We start from the raw sequence: 22,440 nt of genomic DNA on the forward strand, positions 1-22,440 counted from the left end.
GGTCCCACTCCGCATTCGTCAGATCACCACGGCCCATAAAAGCAGCCTGCCCCCAACACCCCACGCACGTCAGGAGATCCGAGAAACAGTGCCTAATCGTCGTGAACACGGTGCTACTGGCCCGCGCCCTTCACGACCCGGAAGCCGGACCCCGGCCTCTCCTGGTCGTCCCGTACGAGCAGCACGTCACCGACCCTGCCCAGGTACAGTCGCGGCTGAACGGCTTCCTCGGGATCCCCGCCCAGAAGCCCGAAGAGGCGGCGCGGGCCACCGGCCCGAGCGCACCGTCTGCCGACCCGACGTTCGCGACCACGGCGCGCAAGGACGCCCTGGTGGTCGAACTGGCGTCTCCATACGTAGAGTTGCTGACGCAGTCGGTCGGCCAGACCCTGCTGCGGGCCCGCCAGCTCCTGCCGCCGAAGACCATGGCCGCGGCGTCCGAATGGCTCTCCGGCGGCGACCTGTACGAGGTTCGTCCCCCGATGACCCTCCCCGTACGTCGAGTCCGGACCGTGCCGGTCTCGGAATGCACTCCGAAACCTCAGTACGTCCCCACCGCGAACGCCATGTGGCGCAACGTGCTCGTCAGCAATGCCGAAATGGCCGAGATGCTGAACCTGCTCCACGAGGGTGGCGCTGCGAACTCCCGGCTGGGCACCCACCTGCTGGTGTGCCCCATGCCGCAGGAACGCGGCGGGCGGCTCCACTACATGCCGACCGAGCGGCGCTGGCGGATCAGCCCGGGATACGAGTCCCACCCGGCGTACTGGGTCACGTGGATCGGAGCGGCTCTCATGGCCGCATGGTGCGGTGCCCGCCTGCCCACCCGCGCCGAGGCGCTCCACGCGACCCAGGGCGCACGGGCGCACAACAGCGACTACCTCCTCGGAGACAGCTGCCCGGTAGCCGAACCCGGCCTCGGCGGTCGCACCGTGCACCACCTGATCGGCAACGTGCAGATCTGGTGCAGTGACGGCCCCGACCAGCCGGCCTCGCAGCCGGTGCAGCGATACTTGTTCGGTGCCGCCTGGAACACCCCTGGAACCAAGCAGGCTGTCACTGCCATCCGATCGCGCTACCTTCTGGGTTCCTCGCGGGGCGTCGGTGTCCGCCTCGTCCGCGACGCCGGCACCACCGACGCGGCCCGGCTCGGAGCGTGGGAACTCGCGCACCGCCTCAACCAGTGGGTCGATGTCGCCGACAGTTCCGCACCCACCACGCCGGGCGCCCTCGACCGGATGATCCTCAGCGCCCTGACCGTGGGGTCATAGTCCGATCGCGGACTTCGGTCCCATATAGGACCCTGCGCCCGGGAATCCGTCCCGGCACAGCGTCATGAACGTCTCGCTGAAGCCCAGGCCCGGCAGATCGTCGAGGGGCACGAACTCGACGCTGCGAATCGGCCTCGTATCGGCGCCCTCCTTGACCGCCCCCAGATGCCCGCCGACTCGGCGGGCCTCGAAGGTGATGTGAGTGACATGAGCCTTCTGGTTGTCACACAGATACAGCAGCCGGTCGACCTCAACCTCGACGCCGGTCTCCTCCTTCATTTCCCTGACCAGCGCCTCGTCCAGGCCCTCACCGTCCTCGACCTTGCCCCCCGGCAGAGACCAGCTCCGGGGGCCGTCGGTGTCCTGGTCCAACAGCAGAATCTGGCCGACCTCAATGACGATGCCCGTCACACGTACATGCATCCGTCGACGCTATCGCGCGCAAGCCGCACCCGAAGGACACAACGGTGAAACAGACCTCAGTCCCAGCCGCAGCTCCGGTGGTAGTCGCCGCCGGAGGACTCGGCACAAGGGTGGGCTCCTGGTCCCCGTACCTGCCCAAGGAACTGCGCCCCGTTCACGGACGGCCCGGTCTGGCACACATCGTGGACGAGGTGACCACTCTCGGCAGCAAGCAGGCCGTGGTAATCCATCACCCCTACTACACACCGCTGATCGGATGGACCCGTCAGGTCCTCATACCCGGCGCTCTCGCTCAATACCATCGACTCACCGACCAGACCCCTCCATCACCGGTACCCGGCGAGGACCTCCAGCTCGACTTCATCGCCCAGCACGGGCGCTACGCGGACGTCACCTCCGTACTCAACGGTGCCGAACATCTGCGCACAAAAAACGGCGACTACTACGTGGCCTTCGCCGACAACGTCGATCCCACCCACCTCGCACTCCGTTCCCTGGCGGCTCTCGGCTCGCCGGCCACACCAGCGGTGCTCGCCGCACCGTTCGACATGACTGCGGCACACACCCACGGAGTGATCGTCTGCTCCGGCGCCGGGCCGGTGCAGACGATGGTGGCCTTGGTGGAGAAGCCCGGCCACGAACAGGCGGCCCAGTTGGCGGCCAAGCACGGCACCGGCAATCTGCGCCTGCTCCAAGGACGCATGCGAGTAACCCCGCAGCTATCGGCCCACGTTGCCGCCACCGCCCGCCGGACCGAGGGTGAACCCAAGCTTTCCCTGGCCGTCGCCGCCTACGCCCGATCACACCGCGTCGACGTCATCACCCACACAACTCCTCTGACTGACCTCGGCCAACCGAACCGGCAAGAAGACGCGAACCCGCACCTCGAACCCTCATCGGCACCCCCCGATCAGGGCTGAGGAACATAGCTCAGGATCGCCGGTTGGCCAAACCGGCGATCCCCCGCATCATTGGCAGTCCACCGCCACGCCCTACCCGTCCGTCGAAAGGCACCCACCAGCAACCGCAGACTGACCCTGCAGCACGAGGCCAAGAGCCCGCCGTCAAGCCGCGGCGTAGCTCGCCCGGAAAAGATCCTGCGCCTTCTCCACGTCCATCAGCGTGCGGAGCTGCACCTCCAGGTCCCCGGTCCCGTGGTGCCCGAGGCCCGACACGTCGCGGGTGAAACCCGGAACGAGATCGACGTCCTTCGGGCTGACCTTCAGGTAGACCAGCAGCTTGGTCCGCTGCGGCGGACACACACAGGCGAAGTTCCGCAGCCGCTGGTACGCCCGGTACTGCTTGCGCTCGACGCGGGACACACCGTCCCCGAGCCCTAGAAGGGCCTCGTCGACCGCGCCGGCCAGGTCCGCCATGACCGCATCCCGGCCGCCACCCGCTGTCGGGGTACGCGGGCGACGCCGCGCCTGGCGGACCTGCGTGCCACCGCTCGTGGAGGCCACGGTCTCCAAGCCGAACAGGTCGGTGCCGAAGAGCCGATAGCGGACCAGGTCGATCGAGCGCCGGTGTTCACCCACGGCGTGCACGTCGTACCGGGTGAAGTCGCCGGCAATGCAGATCAGGCGCGGACTGCTCCACAGAACTCTGGACGCGGCCGTCGCCCCAAGCCGGTCACGCACCAGGTCTTCGAACTCGGCCCGGTGGTCCATCAGCCACGCCAGATAGAACAGGCCCTGGTTGATCACGCCGGCGTCTGTGCCGCGCTTGTACTCAACGATTACGGGCGAACCGTTCTCGTCCAGCCCCAGCGAGTCGATTCGCCCCCCGTGCACCGGTCCGGTGCTGTACTCGCTCGCCAAAAACCGAACACCCAGCAGCATCTCCATGCTGTCTTCGACAAGTCGCTGGATGTCCGCCTCGATCTCAGCAAGACGCGGCACGACCTCAGCCATACCAAGGTTGATCATGTCCATGCGAAACAACTTCAATCCCGCCACCCGGCCCCCTCGACTCGGAGAGGAGCAACGCTGATCAGATGAGAAATTGTTTCCGAGGGAGGCTGCGAGAACGTGAAGGTTCTGTGCCATCCCACGTATGGCCTGATCGAGGAGCGCTCGCGCCCCCGGCCACCAGGAATCCGCGATTCCCCCATCCGTCCCCCAGACCCCTGGGGGACGGCTCTCGCAAGCTACATTTGCGCAGGTCAGCCCCCGTAGCTCAGTGGATAGAGCAGGTGCCTTCTAAGCACCTGCTCTATCGCGACGGTCCACCACGCACGCCACACTGGGGCCCGATCGGAAAATTGATCTGCCGTAACGCCGCCAGATTTTTCCACCACTCCCCTGCACCCCACTTGGGCGAAAATCCAAGTGTGCAAAATCCGTGGGGAATACAAGCGTGAATTGCTCACGGAGCATGACGAATTCACACTCATCCATGCATCGCGGCAATCAAATCACTGACTGCGGTGCAAGAATTCGTAGAGCAAGAGAAGATCAAAATCACTGGCGGGGTTACACCTATTAGCCGTCGAAGAGATCCGTTTGCTCCCAACGGCCTGGGGTCGGCTCGCCCGTGTCAAGCAAGTTCTCGAGTTGCGCCGCGTCCTCGGCGCTCAAGCCCAGGATCAGCCGGAGCGTTGTGCCCAGTAGTTCGGCATAAGGAACAAGTGCCCTCGCTCCCGGTGGGCTCGCAGTCCTGCTGACGAAATTGCACCGCAGAGGAATGCGGGTAGGGGTGAGGGCTTGTGCTTCGACCACGCCCTCCTCCTGTCCCAACGCTGCGCTGATCCCGTCGAGTTGTGGATCATGGGTGACGTCTTCGCCCGGGGCGTCGTAGCCGATGCTGCGGTTGGTCATCAGCATCCGGATCGAGGTCAAGGGAATGGCGAACATGGCGGCCCGCTCCCGGACCTCGGCCAGCAAGGGGGCCTCGTACTCGTCCGGAGCGTGGAGATCCTTGCGGCTGGCGGCCAGGAAGGCCACGAAGTCGGGTCCTCGCAAACCGAGGTGTCCATGGTCGATGACCCAGCGCCAGGCACCCCCCGCCCTCACTGCCGCTGGCTCGGCCACCATGCACACATGCGCTTTCCACGCTTTGACCGCGCTGAGCATCAAGCGCTGGAGGTTGGGTGTGTCAGTGATGTCGGTGCGCAGCAGCGTCTTGGCGTCCACGAGCGGTTGGATACGGCGCCAGAAAGCCTCATCCGTGATCTCGGGAGAAGAGAGGAGCAGGCTCAGCGAGGTCTCGTCGAGGGATGTCTGGTAGGGGACATTGGCCGGGAACTCGGACAACGAGCGGCCGCTGCCCTGCCACATGGCTGCCATCAACGTGGACATGCGGCGCGACACGTCGGGCACAGTATGCCGAGAGACTTCCGAGAGAGCCAGCCGAGTAGGGTCGGCTTGGCCTTCGCGGGCCGCTTCCACGCCCGAGCCGACTGTGTACAGGAAGCGCTCGACCTGATGCTCCCCCATGATGCCGCGACCTCCTTCGACGATCGCGTCGGACGCCAGAGCGGTTGGCGTCCGGGTTGGGGGGCGGGCCGGCAGTGCCCCAAGTCCAGAGGGATCAAGCACAAGAGTGTGATGCTCCTCGGCAACGGTCTCCAACTGCACTCGTGCAGGCCCAGACCCGAGGCGGGCGAGTGGCACTACCAACGGCTGTTGTTCACGCTCGAAGAGCTGAACATCCGAGGCAAGGAGTTCCGGATCAGCTGACGCGCGAAGGTAGACGCGTCGTTCGGACCTGCGGGTACCGGAGCTCCACGTCATCAGCAGGTCCGGAACGTAGGTGTGATTGAAGAAGTCCGTCCGCACGATCCGCGCAGTGGGATAGACGTCCAGGAGACGTCGCTGGATCACATCCTTGACCCGCTCGACCGCTTGCCGCGGATCAGGGTGGTCGAGAGCGCTGTCGATCTCCGGCGCCACTGGCGTCACCATGACGACCTCCCCTGGCTGTTGTAGAAGTTGGCGACGACTCCACGCCAGTCATCCAGCGGTACCAGCTTCTCCTGCTTCTCTGACATCACGACCAGCCAGAGCCGCTCGGACAAGTCCTCCACAAGCTCGTCCTTGATCGACTCGGCAGCCGCCTCCGGATCCTCGATGCCGAAGATCCGCAGCGACTCCGCGAGCACGGCTTCGCGGATCATCTGAGGGCTGGTGAGCAGATCCCAGTCATTGGCACGGAAGGGCGCCCAGCTGATCCACATGTAGTGGTCGCCGAGCATGTACTCCTGGCTCAGCGCCACGTAGCACTTGGCCAGGAAACTCTTGTAAGCAGGCCCCTGGTCGCTCGCGTTCCTGCGCCACTTCACCTCGGCGCAGAACATCTGGCCGTCCCACTCGCCGCCCCGCATCATCCCGCCGAGGTCGTACGAGAAGGGCCTCTCATTCCCGTTCGGCCACCGCAAGGTGAGCTTCCGCGCCCATGCACCATCGATGTTGGTGTAGGACTGCGACACCCGCATGGTGCCCTCAAGCCACCGCTTGACCCGCTGCACCGCCTCGGCGCCCTTCACGTGCTCTTCTTCACCCGGCACGGCGCAAGAGTATCTTTACGTACCACCCTCGATACAGAGCGCGAGGATTCTGGCATCGATTCACGGCTGGCCGCCGACACTCACTACGGCTCCGATCCTTCCTACTGGTAGTCGCACTGCGCTCGGGTTCGTACAGAGTCCAACCCTTAGAAACTGTTGTAGGCCCACCGCCCCTGCGGCTCTCAGCGCACCCTGTTTCCGCAGGACAGCCCCGATTGTCAGACCCTCCCCGTACCGTTGTGATTCCTACTCGTGGCGGCTGCGGGGAGTACCAATGGACAACGACCTTCAGATCGACAGCGACGAAGACCTCTTCCGCAACCCCGTCTACTACGAACCTGCCGGCCAGAACCTCGACCTGGACCGCCCCGACCTCGGCGTCCCGCAAGGCCAAGACCTCCTGAACGTGCTCCTGCGCATGCGAGGACGTGTCCCCGTCGAAAAGCGCGGGCTCATCTGCCCCGACTGCCGGGACCTCCGCGGCCGGCGCGTCCCCATGTACCTCGTCCAGCGTGACGGTGTATGGCTTGCCTCTCACTACCGGAAACCCGGGGAGAAGCCCATCAGCCACGAGTCCGACGAGCACCTCGCCCGCAAGGAACGCGTCGCGAAGGACTCCGAAGATCACGGCTTCCACGCCGACATCGAGTCGCAGACCACCGACGGGCACGCGCGCCTCGATGTACGCATCAACGGCGCCAACGGCCTCATCCTGGGCTACGAGCCTCAGCTGAGCGCCCAGACAGCCCGCGGGATGCGGGCACGGGAGGGGTTTCGGCGCCGCGGCGGTATTCAGTCGGTCTGGGACTTCGCCGACCCCGACCACGCTGGCATCGGCACCGTCCCTTACGTTCGCACGCCCAACCTGCCGGCCTCCGTCATCCGCGTACAGAAAAACCCCATCGCGGTCCAGGACGGCAACTTCGTCCTGGAGGAGGGCCAGTGCAGCCAAAACGGCGCACTCACTCGGTGCCCGGAGAAGCCCTACGACCCAGAGAACCCGACCGACGCCGGGTACTGCGGGGGCTGGCACCGAGTCCTCATGCCCGCCCATCAGTCGAGCACCTTCACAGGGGAGGGTGGTCTGACTCTTACTCGGTTCATCGTGGAAGCTGCGGCCGGTGAGCGGATCCCGTTCCAACACGGCGGCCACCACGGTTGGCTCCCCGCACAGCAGTGGCAGCAGTACCTCGAGGCGAACGGGCCCGCCCTGGACGGCAAGGAGCACCGGACATCCGTACGACAGGGGGACCGGCACGACAGGTGCACCGAGGACCGTCCGGCGTCGGAGGTGCGGAGTGAACCGAAGCAGAGACGCGGCAGCCGCGCGATCGTCCTTGAGTCCCACCCTCGGAAAACCGAGGCTGCCCGGGTTCCGGTCGACGCGTCGGGTCAAGCGATCCCACTCTGCCGCTTCGGATGCGGTCAGCCCGCAAGCCTTAAGGGACCCGAAGGGCTGCCCGAGCACTTCTCGTGCCGCAGGAAGCATGAGGCATGATCCGTCAGCCACCACTGACCGCCCTTGCCGCGTCACCTGGTGCCCGAGCTCCCTACCCGATTCGGGTGGGGAGTGTCATGTTTCCGCCCGACACGTCAGTCCCCGGTGCCACAGTGGGCGCAGCACACCCAGCAGCCGTTTTCCGAGGAGCCGACCATGGCCCAGAACACCACCTTCCGCACCAGCATCAAGCAGGACACCCTCGCCGACCACATGGTGGAGTTCCTCAGCCGGGTATCCAGCGCACTCCGGAACTTGGCCGACTCGGCTGACCACGCGGCGAAGATGGTGCGGAAAGCGGACGCGGCACGGCGAAGCTGAACCGGCACGCCCAGATACGCCAGCAGACGTGCTCCCCGTGGCTAGCTAGGCCCCAGCCGAAGGTGTGGCAGGCGGCCGTCAGCTGCCCTGGGCAACGGCACCCCGACCAGAAGCCCGACGCAGCGCGACGTTGATCCGGCCCTGGTTCAGCCCGGAGCAGAGGGCACGTTTCCACGGTCGTCCTGGGGGCCGAGGGCCAGGTCCACAAGCGTGCGGGCCGGACCGTCCGTGCACAACAACGCGTCGCACAGCTCGAACAGGGCATCGCCGCGCGAAAACAGGCAGGAGTACAACTCGGTCCGGAATGCCTTCACCGCCGCGAACGCGTCCCGGTGAACCCCGTGCTCAACCCGTTCCACGATCTGGCCTCCACGCGCCGCGCCGACCTCTCCTCGCAGGATCAGGCCCCTTCCTCAGGACACGCCGTGGACAAGGGAAACCCTGTACAAATTCGAGCCCGTGCGACGGCGGACGAAAACGTCAGCTCCGAGCAGCACTCCACACGGTGGTTCCTCGCGCCCCCGATGTCAGTGCCGCGGGATACCGTCCTCGTCACGCTCAGGTGAGGGGAGAACCATGGCGAGGAACGCCCGGACCGAGCAACTGCGGGAGTACGGCCGGTCCGTGCTGGAGGGGGCCCGGTCGGAGCAAGTCCTGCGCATGGCACGGCAGGTGAACTCCGTGTCGTACACGAGCGCGCGGGAGTACGCCGGCCGCTCGCTCTTCGAGTTGCTGCAGAACGGCTACGACGCGCATCCGAGAGACCGCCGCGACGGACGGGTCCACGTACTACTGGACGAGGCGGAGGGCGAGTGGGGGACGTTGTACGTTGCCAACGGCGGGATGCCCTTCACCTGGCGGAACGTCGAGCGGATCTGCGAGCTCGCGCAGAGTTCGAAGGAGGTCGGCGAGGGCATCGGGAACAAGGGTGTCGGGTTTCGCAGCATCTTGCTGATCAGCGAGGCACCCGAGATCTACAGCGCAGACTCCGACAGCCCGCTCGGCCCGGAATTGGACGGGTACTGCTTCCGCTTCGCGCAGAAGGCCGACGTGGAGGAGTTCCTCGCCGGTGAGAACAACGCCCACGAGGTGGCCGCCAAGTATCCGCCGCTCCAGGCGCCCCTGCCGCTGGACGATGTGCCCGCGACCTGTCGGCAGCTCGCGGCCCGGGGGTACGTAACCATCGTCCGGCTGCCCTTGCTGAGCGAGGCCGCCCGGGCCGAGGTCCGGCTACGGATGGGCGAACTCGCGGAGGCGAAGGTACCCGTGATGCTGTTCCTCGACCGGCTTGCTGGCCTGACGCTGGAACGGCGGGCCGTCGGTGGCGAGGCAGGCGAGTTGGGCGACCTCCACGAGGCGCTCGAGCGGCATGAACTGACCCGCTCCGAGGCGCACTTCGCGGTTGCGCAGGACGGCACCGGGCACGGCTTCCCCGTCTCCTGCGCGACCGTGGACCTGGGGCCATCCGGCACCTTTCTCGTAGTGCGAGGCACCGTGGAGAAGGAACGGCTGAACAGCACCCTCGCCGAGGCCGTGGGTGCTGGGCTCCTCGACGACACATGGCAGGAGTGGAAGCGGTCCGCCGTCGTCGAGGTCGCACTCCCTCTGCCCGCACCGCGCCGACCGCGACGCGGGCAGATCTACACTTTCCTGCCAATGGGTGAGGACCAGGCCGCGCCGTTCCCGGGACACGTGAACGCCCCGTTCTTCACCAAGTTCGACCGTACCGGGCTTCCCTCCGACAACCCTCTCAACGTGCTGCTGTTCGACGCGGTCGCCGAGACCTGTCTGGCAGCCGCCGCGGTATTGCGTACCGTGCCCGAGCCGTCCATGCGGCAGCTGGCCGTGGACCTGGTGAGCTGGGAGAGTGAGAAGGGCTCGGCGCGGCGGCTCGGCGCGGCGGCTCTGCGTGTGCACGGGAGGGAACTCGCCAACGTACCGCTCGTGCCTGTCCTCACCACGGACGGCGCCGTGCCGCAGACGAACTGGGCCCCGCCCCGGGGCGCGGTCCTGTGGCCGGACCTCGACCTGACCGTTCTCACGGCGCACCGCGCGCACGAGGCCGGGATCGTGGTGGCCGACCCCGAGATCGGCGGCGACCGGCTGAAACGGCTGGCAGCTCTGTGCAAGGCCCTTGCGTGCCCATGGGAGCCAGGCCCGGAGATCCTCGCCGAGTACGTGGAACGGATCGTAGCGGGCCTGCCCGTTCCCCAGCCCGGTGAGCCCCCCGAGCAGTGGAGCGCGCTGTACGAGGACCTGGCCGCGCTTTTCGAGGACGACGCGCACGTCCTGCACGACAGGCAGTTGCTGCTCGCGGACGACCGCACACTCCGCCATACCAACCGTCCCCTCGGCAGGGCGGGTACGGGCACAAGCACGCGTACCCAGGGCAAGCCGAGCGGTCAGAGTGTCCGCCGTGAGGCGTTCTTCCAGCCGGTGTGTACGGAAGCGACCCAGACCGGGGCTCCGTCCGTCCCCGCCCTGCTCGGCAAGCGGTTGTTCTCCCTACACCCAGGTCTGGTCTGGAAGGACCCCAGCGAGCGTACGCGCGGGCGGTCCGCACGCGCCTTCCTCGAGCAGGAGGGGCTCGTCCGGCCGTACGACACAAAGGGCTTGCTGGACCACGTACGGCAGGCGCTCAGCGCAAGCACCGATCTCCGGCTGCGGCTCCAGACCCTGCGGTTCGTCTTCCGGCTGTGGCAGCCTCGGCATTCGCTGGGCGGAACGGATATCTCCTCGCTCGGACTGTACGTACCGTCGGCAGACGGCCGGCTGATCAGGGCGAGCGGCGCCGTCTTCGGCCGGGGCTGGGGCCGTGCGTCCGCCGGTGAGGACCTGGCTGCGGTGGTCGCCGCCGGGCAGGACGTGTCGAAGAGCCTCAAAGCGATCACTGGACGCCTCCTTGCCACGCCCGAGGAGTTCGCCAAGCGGGGCGAGACCGAGGAATGGCGGGCGTTCCTGCTGGAGGCCGGGGTGGCCGACGGGCTGGTCCCGGTCAGGTCCTCCGACGCCTTGAGCTGGGTAGAGCAAGGCCAGGAGCTCAGCGCTCGGCAGCTGGTCCGCATGGCGAAGGTGTCTGCCAAGGTGCAGGAGCAGTGGGAGCCGTACGTCCACTGGCCCGGTGTCTACTACCCCCGGACTCCGTACCGGGGAACCCCCGCCTGGCGGCTCCCCGGCCAGGATGTCGTCGAACGCCTCGGGCAGGAGGCCCGGCTGGCGTACGCACGGCTTGTCCTGCATGGCCTGGCCAGCTGGGAGGGCACGAGGTTTGCAAGCGTCTGGACCAGTGCTGGCAGCCAGAGTTCCCCGGACAGGGAACGGGTCCCAACCCCGCTCGGCGCCTTTGTCCGGGAGCAGCCGTGGCTCCCGGTGCGGGGCCGCGCCCGGGCCGTCCGGTTCGTCCGGCCGGCCGACGCCTGGCACTGCCCGCCCGGGCTGGAGGAGGAGCCCTCGTACGCGCCGACCGTCGACCATCGGCTGCGCCACCTTCTGGAAAGCGGGAAGGCGGGCGACCGCCTGCGGGAAATGCGGCTGCCGACCTGGGACGACCCCCGGGACAGCGCCCGCCTCATCGCCGCGCTAGGACGGCTTGCGGCGGAGGGCGCGCTGGGGGCCGAGGACCGGCCCGCCGCGCAGCGTGCGAACGAACGCGCCTGGCGGCACCTCGTACAGCATCCCCGTCCTGCGCTGCCCAAGGGCGCCAGTCTGCTCGCTGAGTCCGGGGACCGGCTGGTCAGCGTACCGCTGTCCGCTCTGGACGACGGGGAGAGCGATGGCGATGCCGGGGCCGTGCTCTACGTCAGCGGTGAACGTGATGGCTTGACGCCCCTGCTGGTACGGGAGATGGCGCGTCCCCTGCTCACCCTTCCCGGTGTCTCGGCGGAGGCCGCCGAGCTGCTGGCGGCCGAACACCCCGCCGCCGTCCGGCACACTGACGACCTGATGTTTACGGTGACCGTGGACGGCTCACGGGTGGACCGCGCGGTCTTGGGAGAGCCACTGGTCCAACAACTGCCATGGCTCACCCTGGCCGTGGGCGTCCTCTCCGACCACGTTACTCGCGGCCCCCGGGCGAGCGAGGCCGAGCTGAGCGAGCTGACGTCCCTGGTCCGGAGCGTACGTCTGCACCGCTATCGCTCCTGGAACATCGAGCTCGACGGCCGGCCCGTGACGTTGCCGGGCCACCTCGGCGGAGTGCTGCCGCTGCCCGATCCGAAGCATCCGCTCGTCCTCGCCCCGGCGGGCGAGCCGGGCTGGCCCGAGATCACCCGCATCATGGTGGCGGTCGCCGAGCTGCTGGGACGGCGGGAGTTCGGCGACCGGCTGCGCCTCGCCGCCCACCAGCTCGCTACTCGCCACGCCGACCTGCGCGACCCGGGCCAGGAGGAGCTCGCCTACGCCCTGGAAGTCACGGTCCACCAAGTCGAGGAAACGAGCCGCCGGATCGACGGGGCCATCGGCGTGGTACTGGAGCGCTGCCGGCCCTTCCTCGTCCACCTGCTCGGCGCGGAGGCGGCGGACTCGCTGCTTCTGCCACCGCCGGGCGACACCCGGGAGTTCCACGCGCACCTTGAGGAGTTCGCTGCCGAACTCCCTGTCCCCGTATTCGAGTTCATCACCAGGGCTCGCCTGGCCCGCGGTACGGACGAACTGCGGCGCGACCTGGGCATCGGTTTCGCCGAGCTGAACGACACCCTGCGCGCGATGGGCCCGCCCGTGAAACCGGTCAGCCATGCCGAGGAGCACGAGGAGGCTCTCCGCACCCACCTGGACCTGCGCAAGAAGGAGCTCGTCAACCGGCTGCGCTGGGCGGTGCTGGAGGACTTCGACGCGCGCCGTCCGATGCCCGACTGGCCCCCGGTCCGAGCCCTCGACTGGATCACCGCGCCGGAGGCATGGGAGTACACCGTGGACACGGCCGACACGGGGACCTTGGAGGCGCACGTTGAGGACCAGTTGGCGCTGCGCCTGGGCCGCCCGGTGCCCCGGTCGGGCGAACGCCTGCCAGCACTCGACCAGGTCCGCGGCGCGAATCTCCGTACGATCACCGGCCTGGCCGCCGACCTCGCGGTCCTCGTCGGGGCAGCCGGACATCCGCTGCCCGCGGCCCTGACCGGAGCCGAGCCGGCCGAGGAGGTCACCGCGCGGCTGGAGGCCGCGGGCGCGCTGGACTTCCGCCCCTTGTCTCCGTCCGACATCGTCGGCTGGCTGGCGGCCCTCGGCCAGTGGCCCGATGGGATGGCGGTGACGACGGATCCCGAGCGCCACGGGCTGTCCGAGGCCGACTTGGACCGCGTGCGCAACGCGGCGGAACACGAGCGCCGCAAACGGGAGCGCGAACGGCGGTCGATCTCCGTCGGCGGCCGCGAATTCGACGTGCACTCCGGCGACTTCACCGCCCTCACCCGTGAACTTGACCAGGTCCTGAGGAGCGGATCTGCGCCAGGCATCACCGCCACCGGTCCGCTCCGCTTCACAGACCCCCTCCCCCGGACCGAGCGCACCTGGGCCACCAGCCGCGCGCGCGGGCGGCGGTACGGAGGTGGCACGGACAGCGGGCTGACCACGGCCCAGCGGGAAGCCATCGGGTACGTGGGCGAGTGGTACGCGTACCAATGGCTGTGCGCGCGCTACCCGGACCGCATGGACGAGACCGGCTGGGTGTCGGGCAACCGCCGCAAAGCCTTCCCCGGCCCGTCGGGCGACGACAGCCTCGGCTTCGACTTCCGGGTCGGCTCCGGCAGCCGTCCCTTCCTGTACGAGGTGAAGGCGACCGGGGGCGAAGGAGGCCGCTTCGAGCTGGGGGAGAGCGAGGTCCGCGCGGCCCGCCAGCACGCGGGCAACGACCGCTGGCGCCTCCTGGTGGTCACCTACGCCCTCACCCCGCACAAGGTGGCCATCCAGATGCTCCCCAACCCCTACGGGAAGCGCGGCCGGGACCGCTATCGCGAGGAGGGCGGGGCACTGCGCTTCTCGTACCTGCTGTGACCTTGACGTTCAACTACAGCGCAGGTCAACGACCTTCGACGGCCAGACATCGCAGCTCACGGCGCTGGCTGGTCTCGTCCGGGACATGTGATCATCAGGAACGAGCAGCTCCGCGCAGAGCGTCACACGCCCTCGGCGCTCCATCGATATACACCGTCCGACGGGGCCTGACCTGCCCAACAGTTCACCTGACACCCCATCAGAACGAGCGTCAAATGAGCGTCACGAGCGTCATTTCAACGTCAAGATATCGCCCGTAACGCCCACACCGCACATAAAGCGCACCAACAAAACCGCAGGTCAGGAGCCCTTTCCGACCGGTTCAAGGATCGCGACACACTCCACATGATGCGTCATCGAGCAACGATGATCGGCGGATCACGTGATGCTCACCACGTCGTAAATGAGGGCAACATAGCCGAACATCACCGGTTAGCCAAACCGGCGCTTCTGCAGATGATTATTGTCCGCCGTTTGCCCAGAGCACCACTGCGGATCAGTTCCTGCGGGCTGCGCCGCTTTTCGCCGACCGCCTTCTGTATCCCTTTGGGGCTCTATACGCCCCCGGAGATTCACCGAATTTGCCCACCGAACCGATAGCGCACTACACAGACCGTCAGACGTACACGAAGAATGAAGGCGGTGCCCCTCTCGTCCGAAATGACAGCCAGTCGTCTCTCCTGGCGAATGCCTGGTACTCGACGCGCGACCTGGCCGCCTGCCTGCGTGTAAACGCCTCGACTCTGCGCCGTTGGCGCACCGCCCGGCCACCCCAGGGCCCGCCGTTCGTATCCGTTTCGGAACGCGTCATCATGTACAGCGCGGTCGACGTTGAGGAATGGCTGCGTCGCCACCGGACCGTCCCGGGAAGAGTCGCATGATGGCCGACAAGGCCATTGTGCCGGTCGGTGTCCGACTCACCACCGACATCGAGTACCGGCCTGATCGCCCCAACCCGTACCGCGCCCGAGTCCGCTGGTTCGATCCGGCTACGAAGCGGCGTCTGTCCCTGTCGGAGGGGAAGGCGGACGAGGACGAAGCGAAGGAGTGGCTCCAGTCCATCATCGAGGCGGCTGAGGCAGGGCTGTCCCCGTCGCTCGCCACCATGAAGCTCGCCGAGTATGGCAACGCGAACATGGAACTTGCCCTGCGTGGATTGGAGTTGAAAACACTCGACCCCTACCTGTCAGGCTGGCGGATGCGTGTCGTGCCCGCCTTGGGCCACGTCGCGGTCCGGATGATCACCAACGGCGTCGTCGACCGCACCGTGCAGAACTGGATCGCCGACGAGCTGAGCCGCTCCACGGTGAAGAACACCATCGCCGTCCTGGTCCGTGTCATGGAGCAGGCAGTGCGCGACGGCCTCATCAAGGTGAACCCCGCCCGGGTCACAGGCTGGCAGAAGCTCTACAAGCAGGCCGAGGACGAACTCCTTGACCCACGCGCGCTCGCCCTGCCCGACTGGGAAACACTCCTCGCACTGGCCGACGCACTCGTGGCCGCCTCCTACGACGAGTACCGCGGCTGGGGAGACGTGGTCGTTTTCGCCGCGTGTACCGCCGCACGGATCGGCGAGGTCTCAGGCTGCCGCGTCGGGGACATCGACACCACCCAGTGGATCTGGACCGTGCGGCGTCAGACCACACCCGCACCCGGTGGACTGACCGACAAGGGGACCAAGGGCAAGCGGGCCCGCAAGGTTCCCATCATCGAGGAGATCCGCCCCCTCGTCGCCCAGCGCATCCTGTCCGCCGGCCCCAACCCGGACGCCCGCCTGTTCACCGGCCCGCGCGGCGGACGCATCTCCACCGCCGTCCTGCGCGACGCCACTCACTGGGACGATGTCGTCACCAAGCTCGGCTACGAGCACCTGCGCCGCCACGACCTCCGACACACCGGCCTGACCTGGTTCGCCGACGCCGGGGTCCAAGTACACGTCCTCCGCAGAATCGCCGGCCACGGTTCACTGACTACCACCCAGCGCTACCTTCACCCGGATGTCCACAAAATCACGGCAGCCGGGGCGGCGCTCTCCGCCCACTTCAGCGCGCTGCGCGCACCACGCTCACTCCCGAGCCCCATCGTCATGACCCGCTGACCGGTCAAGGACGCCGGACCTCCAGTTGGTCCCCAACTGGTCCCCAAAAATGATCAAGGGCCGGTTTCGGATGTCTCCGAAACCGGCCCTGATCTGCGACTGTCTCCAGTCGGGACGACAGGATTTGAACCTGCGACCCCTTGACCCCCAGTCAAGTGCGCTACCAAGCTGCGCCACGTCCCGTTGCCCGTCTGACCTGGGGTTTCCCCCTGGCTGAACGCGCATGAGAACAATACCGCACTTCAAAGGGTGGTCACGAACGCATTCATCGCTTGACCTCAAGCGCACTTGATGTCGGACGCTCGGTGGCATGACGAACACGACCACCGCCCCGGCCTCCGGATACCGCGACCTGCCGCGGCTGATGAGCCTGATGACCGGCGACGAGAAGCACGGGCCCGCCGCCACCTCCACGCTGGACGCTCTGTGGGTGCTGTACGACCGGGTGCTGCGGGTCACACCGGAGACCGCGGACGCGCCCGTCCGGGACCGTTTCCTGCTGTCGAAGGGGCACGGCCCGACGGCGTACTACGCGGTGCTCGCCGCGCGGGGATTCATCGACGAGGGGGTGCTGACGGGGTTCGGCTCGTACGACTCGCCACTCGGGCACCATCCGGACCGGATGCTGGTGACGGGGGTCGAGATCGGCAGCGGGTCGCTGGGGCACGGGCTTCCGCTGGCCGTGGGGAACGTGCTGGGACTGCGCGCCCAGGGGCTGCGCGAGCCGCGCGTCTGGGTGCTGACCGGGGACGCCGAACTGGACGAGGGCAGCAACCACGAGGCGATCGCGTACGCCGGTCCGGCCGGGCTCGACCAGCTGCACACCGTGGTGATCGACAACGCCTCGGCGACGTACGGACGCCCCGGCGGGATCGCCGAGCGGTTCGCGACCGCGGGCTGGTCGGTCGACTCGGTGGACGGACGGGACCACGAGGCCCTGTACGCCGCCTTCACCGCACCGCACCCCGGACGCCCCCGGGCCGTCGTCGCCCGGGTCGCCCCCAAGCACTGACCCTCGCCCTCCGCCGCCTCCGTAATCCCTTCCCCGCCCCGCCCCCTGCCTCCTCGGACCGAGAAGAAGGACCCCCTCCCATGGACACGATGCGTGACCGCTTCATCGCCACCACCACCCGGCTGCTCGACGAGGACCCGCGCCTGGCGCTCGTCCTCGCGGAGATCAGCCGGGACGGATTCGCCCGCGCCGAGCGGGACCATCCCGACCGGGTCGTCAACGTCGGCATCCGGGAGCAGCTGCTGATCGGGGCCGGGGCCGGGTTGGCCCTCACCGGGATGCGGCCCGTCGTGCACACCTTCGCGAGCTTCCTGGTGGAGCGGCCCTTCGAGCAGGTGAAGCTGGACTTCGGGCACCAGGGAGTCGGCGGGGTGCTGGTGAGCGCCGGGGCCTCGTACGACTGGCCGGCCGGCGGGTTCACGCACATGGCACCCGGCGATGTGGCGCTCATGGACACCCTGGACGGCTGGGCCGTGCACGTACCGGGCCACCCGGACGAGGCCGAGACCTTGCTGAGGGAGGCGGCCGCCGGGGAGGGACGGGTGTATGTGCGGCTCTCCGTGCAGTCGAACGAGCGGGCGCGGCCGGTGGGCGGGCCGGGCCGGTTCGCCACCGTGCGGGAGGGCGGGCGGGGTGTGGTCGTCGCCGTCGGCCCGATGCTGGACAACGTCCTCGCCGCCACCGAAGGGCTGGACACGACCGTGCTGTACGCGACGACCGTCCGTCCGTTCGACGCCCTGGGCCTGCGGCAGGCGGTGGCCGGTCGGGACGCGGCGGATGTCGTGATCGTGGAGCCGTATCTGGCGGGGACCTCGACGGCTGCGGCCAATGACGCGCTCGCCGCCGTACCCCACCGGGTCCTGGGACTGGGCGTGGCCCGGGAGGAGCTGCGGCGGTACGGGCGGATGGACGAGCACCTGGTCGCACACGGGCTGGACCCGCGCGGTCTGCGGCAGCGGATCGGTGCCTTCTTCGGCGGCGAGTGAGGCGCACGGCCCGTCGGGCCCGAAGCAGCGGGCGGACGCCTGAGCCGGGATCCGGCCGGCCCGGGGCCGGGTCAGATCCCGAGGATGTTCTCCTCCCGCCGGTGGAGGTGGCAGACCAGCTCCTGGGCCAGGGACTTGATGGTGTCGAGTCCGGCCCTGCCCCAGGAGCGGGGCACGATGTCGACGGCGCAGACGGCGCCGAGGGCGAGGCCCGTACGGTCGATGAGCGGCGCCCCGAGATAGGAGCGGATGCCTATGTCGTCGACGACGGGATTGCCGGCGAACCGCGGATAGTCGCAGACGTCCTCCAGGACGAGGGCCTTGCGGCGGACGACGACATGGGGGCAGTAGCCGTGGTCGAGGGCGACGAAGCGCCCGCTCCCGGCGGCCGCCGCCCCCAGGTCGGAGCCCTTGCGGGTGCCGGCCGGGGTGTGCAGTCCGGCGTAGAACTGGCGGTTCCCGTCGATGAAGTTGACCATCGAGAACGGCACCTCGGTCACTTCGGCCACCCGGTCGGCGAAGGCGTCGAAGTTCTCGAAGGTGCCGTCGGGCCGTTCCCCCAGACCGAGGCTGCGCAACCGCCGGCTGCGGACCCGGGCGTCGCTGTCGACGGGTGTCAGCAGCAGGCGCCCCAGGGCGTGCGGCGTCGTCACCGGGGTGCTCCGTAGCTTCCGTGACCGGAGAGCGGGGCCGCGGCGTCGGACGCGTTGATCAGGTGCTGGACGAGGGTGACGAGTGCTCCGGTGCCCGAGCTGGCGATCCGGGCGTCGCAGAGGACGACCGGTACCTCGGGCGCCAGATCGAGGGCGGCCCGCACCTCCTCGGGGCCGTAGCGGAAGGCACCGTCGAACTCGTTGACCGCGACGATGAAACCGATGCCACGGCGTTCGAAGAAGTCGACGGCGGCGAAGCACTCCTCCAGGCGCCGGGTGTCGGCGATGACCACGGCGCCGAGCGCGCCCTGGGACAGCTCGTCCCACATGAACCAGAAGCGCTCCTGGCCCGGTGTGCCGAACAGATAGAGGACATGCTGTTCGTCCAGCGTGATCCGGCCGAAGTCCATCGCCACCGTCGTGGAGGTCTTGGACTCGATGCCTTCGAGGCTGTCCGTGGCGGCGCTGACCTGGGTCAGCAGCTCCTCCGTGCTGAGCGGCGCGATCTCGCTGACCGCTCCGACGAAGGTCGTCTTGCCGACGCCGAAACCGCCGGCCACCAGCACCTTGAGCGCGACCGGGAAGCCCTCGGGTGTTCCGGGCGGCTGGGCGGGGTGCGCGTATCCGTAGGCGTCGCCGCCGCCGTATCCGGGATCCCCCGGTGGATCCGCGTATCCGCCCGGGGCCGGTGCGTCCGCGTAGCCGACATGTCCGGGGCTCGCCGTCCCCGCGTACGGGGCGGATCCGTCGAAGCCGTCAGAGCTGTCGTCGTAAGCCATCGAGCACTGCCTCCAGCAGGGATCGGTCGGTGGGCATGTCTTGGAAGGCGGGCGGGTGGGCGGTCACCGCGCCGCAGTCCACCAGGTCCGAGAGGAGGACCTTGGTGACCACGGCGGGCAGCCGCAGATGGGCGGCGATCTCGGCCACCGAGGTGGGGCCGCCGCACAGGCCGAGCGCCACGGAGTGCTCGGGACCCAGGTGGGTCTGCGGGACGGCCCCGGTGGCTCTGATCAGGGAGAGCAGATCGAGCACGGTGGTGGGACGGGTACGGCCGTTGCTGACCGTGTAGGGGCGGATGAGGCGGCCTGCCGCATCGTCGAGCAACGGCCCGTCCTGCGTGGCCGGCACGGTCACAGTCCCGTGGCGCCCGGCGACCCGGCCGCTTGTCTCGTCGGGGTCATCAGATAGGGCCGGACGCTCTTGACCAGCATGGTCATCTCGTAGCCGAGGACGGCGGCGTCCGCGTTGCGCCCGGCGAGCACGGCGAGGCAGGTACCGGATCCGGCCGTGGCCACGAAGAGGAGCGTCGAATCGAGTTCCACCACCACCTGGCGGACCTCCCCGTTGTCGCCGAACCGGGCCCCGGCGCTGCGGCCGAGGGAGTACAGGCCCGCGGCCAGCGCCGCCATGTGGTCGGCGCTGTCGGCGTCCATGCCGTGCAGGGACTTCACCAGCCCGTCGGCCGAGAGGAGAACCGCGCTGCGGGTGTACGGCACGCGCTGGACGAGCCCGCTCAGCAGCCAGTCGAGGTCCGAGACCTGGCCGGACGGCATTTCGGTGGCCATGGTGCATCTACTCCTTGGTCGTGTTCGCGTGGGCGTCGAGTGGGTCGTGGTCACCGGCGTACGGGCCGGACCGGAAGAGCCGCACCGGGGCGGCACCGCGGACGGGGAGCGGTTCCAGGGGTCCCCGGACCGCGGCGGCGGAGGTGCCCGCGTCCGCTCCCACGGGCAGTCCCGCACCGCCGGCCGGGCCGAACCCGGCACCCTCGCCGGCCGGCTCGGCGTCGCCGTCGAACTCGGTCTCGACCCGTGCCTCGGCCAGGTCGATGCCGCGCCGGAAGGCCGCCACCAGCCCGGGGTCGTGCAGGCTGGGCTCCTCGTCGGTACGCGGCGCCGGCGCCTCCCTGAGCTGCGGGACCAGGTTCTCCTGATTGGACCGGCGGGGCAGCTGGGGGCGGCCCGCCGCGCTGTGCGCGACAGCGTTGTCCTGCGGGGGCACGGGCACCGCGTCCTCGTCGGGGCGCGCGGCGGCGGGCCGGTCGAGTCGTTCGGCGCGCATCGGCAGCGGAGGGGCCTCGCCCTGCGGTGTCCTGGGTGGCTGCCCCGCCGTGGCCGTCGTCGGCTGCGGACGCGGCTGCTGGTTCGGCACGTAGGGGCGGTGCTCCGGGTCGGGAGCGGGCACCGGCGCGGGCGCCGGGGCCGGGGTGGCCCGATGGGCCCCGGCATCGTCCTGGGGAGCGGGACGGTGGGCGGGTCCGAGCGGCGGGACGGGGGCCCCGCCGGACTCGGCGGAGGCGTCCTCGTCGGCACCGAGCAGGGTCTGCGGCAGCACGAGCACGGCCTGGGTGCCGCCGTAGATGTTGCTCTGCAGCCGTACGACGATGCCGTGCCGGCGGGCCAGGGAGGCGACCACGAACAGGCCGATGCGGCCGTCCTGGAGGAGCCGGGCGACGTTGACCTGGTCCGGGTCGGCGAGCAGGGCGTTCATCCGCTTCTGTTCGTTGCCGGGCATGCCGAGTCCCCGGTCCTCGACCTCCAGGGCGAGGCCCGCGGTGACGCGCTGGGCACGGAGCAGGACCTGGGTCTGCGGTGCGGAGAACACCGTGGCGTTCTCGACCAGTTCGGCCAGCAGGTGGATCACGTCGGCGACGGCGTGACCGCGCAGGGTGCCGTCGATCGGGGGCACGAGCTTGACCCGGGGGTACTGCTCGACCTCGGCGATCGCGGAGCGCAGCACCTCGGTCATGGTGACGGGGTTGCTCCACTGCCGCCGGGAGACGGCGCCGCCGAGCACGGCCAGGTTCTCCGCGTGCCGGCGGATGCGGGTGGCCAGGTGGTCGACGTGGAAGAGGCCCTTGAGCAGGTCGGGGTCCTCGACCTCGTGCTCCAGCTCGTCGAGCAGCTGGATCTCGCGGTGCACCAGGGACTGAAGCCTGCGGGCCAGGTTGACGAAGACCTCGACCTTCTGGTCCTCCCCGCTGGGCTCGGCGAGCCGGGACGCCTCCACGACGGCGGCCACGGCGCCCTCCTGCTGGCGGCCCAGTTCCTGGGCCAGCAGCGCGAAGGGGTCGCCGCCGGACGCGGTCTGGTGCGGGGCGCGCCGGGCGGGCACGGGTTCGCCGTTGCGGAGCTGCTCCACCACCTGCTGGAGGTCGGCCTGGTGCTGGACGCTGGCCCGGCGCAGTGCGAGACAGCGGCCCAGCACGGTGGTGGCGACCCGGTTGGCCGCCAGGAACGCGGCGATCACCGCGGCGAGGGCGAGCCCGCCGGCGGCGCCGTAGGCCGTCCAGAGCTCCCGGGTCGGCCGTACGCCGCCGGCGCGGGCGGTGAAGATCACCGCGCCGGCGCCGGCGAGGGCGGTGGCGACGGCCGGCAGGACGGCGGTCCGCAGGAGTTGAGGGCGTATGCGCGCCTCGGGGGACGGCCGGGTGGCGCGGGGCCGGGCCGCGGCCGAGTGGGAACGGGGACCCGGTCGGCCGTGCCGCCCGCCCTCTCGTCGTTCCGGTCGCGCGTCGGGTGCGCGAAGTTGAGACATCAGCGTCCTCGGTACGTGGGGCACCAGGAATCGGCATCCATGCGGTGGCACCTACGGTGGTCGGTCATTCTCCGGTCATCGGCCGGGCAGGCTCGGAGAATATGAGCCCACCGTTGATCACCGGCCACACACGGTAGTCGCCTCGT

19 protein-coding genes and 1 tRNA gene are annotated in these 22,440 nt (G+C 69.0%); 9 read left to right on the plus strand and 11 right to left on the minus strand.

What is annotated here, in order from left to right; all coding sequences use genetic code 11:
• Positions 1–101: 101 nt before the first annotated feature.
• Positions 102–1,271 (plus strand): SUMF1/EgtB/PvdO family nonheme iron enzyme, encoded by a 1,170-nt coding sequence (locus tag ACFVDM_RS14270; protein WP_383638054.1) that lies wholly within the window; start codon positions 102–104, stop codon positions 1,269–1,271.
• Here ACFVDM_RS14270 and ACFVDM_RS14275 read toward each other — a convergent pair.
• Positions 1,266–1,682 carry an NUDIX domain-containing protein gene (locus tag ACFVDM_RS14275; RefSeq protein WP_383638058.1) on the minus strand — a complete coding sequence of 139 codons (417 nt, stop codon included), beginning with the start codon at positions 1,680–1,682 and terminating at the stop codon, positions 1,266–1,268. The two genes, ACFVDM_RS14270 and ACFVDM_RS14275, sit on opposite strands and share 6 nt — an antisense overlap.
• A 203-nt stretch (positions 1,683–1,885) precedes the next feature.
• Here ACFVDM_RS14275 and ACFVDM_RS14280 point away from each other — a divergent pair, with 203 nt between their 5' ends.
• Entirely contained in the window at positions 1,886–2,614 is a 729-nt protein-coding gene (locus ACFVDM_RS14280; RefSeq protein WP_383638061.1) for a hypothetical protein, read from the plus strand.
• 144 nt (positions 2,615–2,758) lie between these two features.
• On the opposite strand, the gene ACFVDM_RS14285 is transcribed toward ACFVDM_RS14280, so the two are convergent.
• The 3 genes from ACFVDM_RS14285 to ACFVDM_RS14295 all read right to left on the minus strand — a co-directional run bounded on the left by ACFVDM_RS14285 (position 2,759) and on the right by ACFVDM_RS14295 (position 6,201).
• Positions 2,759–3,652 (minus strand): DUF5655 domain-containing protein, encoded by an 894-nt coding sequence (locus tag ACFVDM_RS14285; RefSeq protein ID WP_383638066.1) that lies wholly within the window; start codon positions 3,650–3,652, stop codon positions 2,759–2,761.
• 525 nt (positions 3,653–4,177) lie between these two features.
• On the minus strand, positions 4,178–5,599 hold the full coding sequence (locus tag ACFVDM_RS14290) for a hypothetical protein (RefSeq protein WP_383638069.1): 1,422 nt from the start codon (positions 5,597–5,599) through the stop codon (positions 4,178–4,180).
• A complete protein-coding gene (locus tag ACFVDM_RS14295; protein WP_383638072.1) occupies positions 5,593–6,201 on the minus strand; it encodes a hypothetical protein in 609 nt (202 codons plus the stop codon). Before ACFVDM_RS14295 ends, ACFVDM_RS14290 begins: the two co-directional genes overlap by 7 nt.
• Before the next feature lie 274 nt (positions 6,202–6,475).
• On the opposite strand from ACFVDM_RS14295, the gene ACFVDM_RS14300 reads away from it, so the two are divergent.
• Together ACFVDM_RS14300 and ACFVDM_RS14305 are read left to right on the plus strand one after the other, a co-directional pair.
• Entirely contained in the window at positions 6,476–7,699 is a 1,224-nt protein-coding gene (locus ACFVDM_RS14300) for a hypothetical protein (protein WP_383638075.1), read from the plus strand.
• 156 nt (positions 7,700–7,855) lie between these two features.
• Positions 7,856–8,020 (plus strand): hypothetical protein, encoded by a 165-nt coding sequence (locus ACFVDM_RS14305; protein ID WP_383638079.1) that lies wholly within the window; start codon positions 7,856–7,858, stop codon positions 8,018–8,020.
• A gap of 146 nt (positions 8,021–8,166) precedes the next feature.
• Here ACFVDM_RS14305 and ACFVDM_RS14310 read toward each other — a convergent pair whose 3' ends face one another.
• Positions 8,167–8,379, minus strand: a complete 213-nt coding sequence (locus ACFVDM_RS14310) for a hypothetical protein (protein ID WP_383638082.1) — start codon at positions 8,377–8,379, stop codon at positions 8,167–8,169.
• A 217-nt stretch (positions 8,380–8,596) separates the two neighbouring features.
• Between ACFVDM_RS14310 and ACFVDM_RS14315 the strand changes: the two genes are divergently transcribed.
• The 3 genes from ACFVDM_RS14315 (at position 8,597) to ACFVDM_RS14325 (ending at position 16,106) form a co-directional block, all read left to right on the plus strand.
• The gene (locus ACFVDM_RS14315) at positions 8,597–14,008 is read left to right on the plus strand and encodes a sacsin N-terminal ATP-binding-like domain-containing protein (protein WP_383638085.1); all 5,412 of its coding nucleotides are present in this window, start codon (positions 8,597–8,599) and stop codon (positions 14,006–14,008) included.
• A 581-nt stretch (positions 14,009–14,589) separates the two neighbouring features.
• Positions 14,590–14,889 carry a helix-turn-helix domain-containing protein gene (locus ACFVDM_RS14320; protein WP_383638088.1) on the plus strand — a complete coding sequence of 100 codons (300 nt, stop codon included), beginning with the start codon at positions 14,590–14,592 and terminating at the stop codon, positions 14,887–14,889.
• Positions 14,889–16,106, plus strand: coding sequence for a tyrosine-type recombinase/integrase (locus ACFVDM_RS14325; RefSeq protein ID WP_383638091.1), 1,218 nt, complete (start codon positions 14,889–14,891; stop codon positions 16,104–16,106). Before ACFVDM_RS14320 ends, ACFVDM_RS14325 begins: the two co-directional genes overlap by 1 nt.
• A 109-nt stretch (positions 16,107–16,215) precedes the next feature.
• On the opposite strand, the gene ACFVDM_RS14330 is transcribed toward ACFVDM_RS14325, so the two are convergent.
• Positions 16,216–16,289: transfer RNA gene (locus ACFVDM_RS14330), tRNA-Pro, on the minus strand.
• A 127-nt stretch (positions 16,290–16,416) separates the two neighbouring features.
• On the opposite strand from ACFVDM_RS14330, the gene ACFVDM_RS14335 reads away from it, so the two are divergent.
• Both ACFVDM_RS14335 and ACFVDM_RS14340 read left to right on the plus strand, forming a co-directional pair.
• Complete coding sequence (locus ACFVDM_RS14335; protein ID WP_383638094.1) at positions 16,417–17,118, plus strand: transketolase; 702 nt, start codon at positions 16,417–16,419, stop codon at positions 17,116–17,118.
• Between the two features lie 80 nt (positions 17,119–17,198).
• A complete protein-coding gene (locus ACFVDM_RS14340; RefSeq protein WP_383638097.1) occupies positions 17,199–18,104 on the plus strand; it encodes a transketolase family protein in 906 nt (301 codons plus the stop codon).
• Between the two features lie 71 nt (positions 18,105–18,175).
• Here the strand turns inward: ACFVDM_RS14340 and ACFVDM_RS14345 are convergent, their stop codons facing one another.
• From ACFVDM_RS14345 to ACFVDM_RS14365, 5 genes are read right to left on the minus strand one after another with little or no spacing between them, the layout of a single operon-like run.
• Positions 18,176–18,757, minus strand: coding sequence for a GAF domain-containing protein (locus tag ACFVDM_RS14345; protein ID WP_383638100.1), 582 nt, complete (start codon positions 18,755–18,757; stop codon positions 18,176–18,178).
• A complete protein-coding gene (locus ACFVDM_RS14350; RefSeq protein ID WP_383638103.1) occupies positions 18,754–19,536 on the minus strand; it encodes an ATP/GTP-binding protein in 783 nt (260 codons plus the stop codon). Before ACFVDM_RS14350 ends, ACFVDM_RS14345 begins: the two co-directional genes overlap by 4 nt.
• Positions 19,514–19,885, minus strand: coding sequence for a DUF742 domain-containing protein (locus tag ACFVDM_RS14355; RefSeq protein WP_383638106.1), 372 nt, complete (start codon positions 19,883–19,885; stop codon positions 19,514–19,516). The genes ACFVDM_RS14350 and ACFVDM_RS14355 overlap by 23 nt, the downstream gene beginning before the upstream one ends.
• Before the next feature lie 2 nt (positions 19,886–19,887).
• Positions 19,888–20,322 (minus strand): roadblock/LC7 domain-containing protein, encoded by a 435-nt coding sequence (locus tag ACFVDM_RS14360; protein ID WP_383638109.1) that lies wholly within the window; start codon positions 20,320–20,322, stop codon positions 19,888–19,890.
• A 7-nt stretch (positions 20,323–20,329) separates the two neighbouring features.
• Complete coding sequence (locus ACFVDM_RS14365) at positions 20,330–22,294, minus strand: ATP-binding protein (RefSeq protein ID WP_383638112.1); 1,965 nt, start codon at positions 22,292–22,294, stop codon at positions 20,330–20,332.
• Between the last annotated feature and the right edge of the window lie 146 nt (positions 22,295–22,440).

The organism is Streptomyces sp. NPDC057682 (assembly GCF_042799575.1).
Classification (GTDB): domain Bacteria; phylum Actinomycetota; class Actinomycetes; order Streptomycetales; family Streptomycetaceae; genus Streptomyces.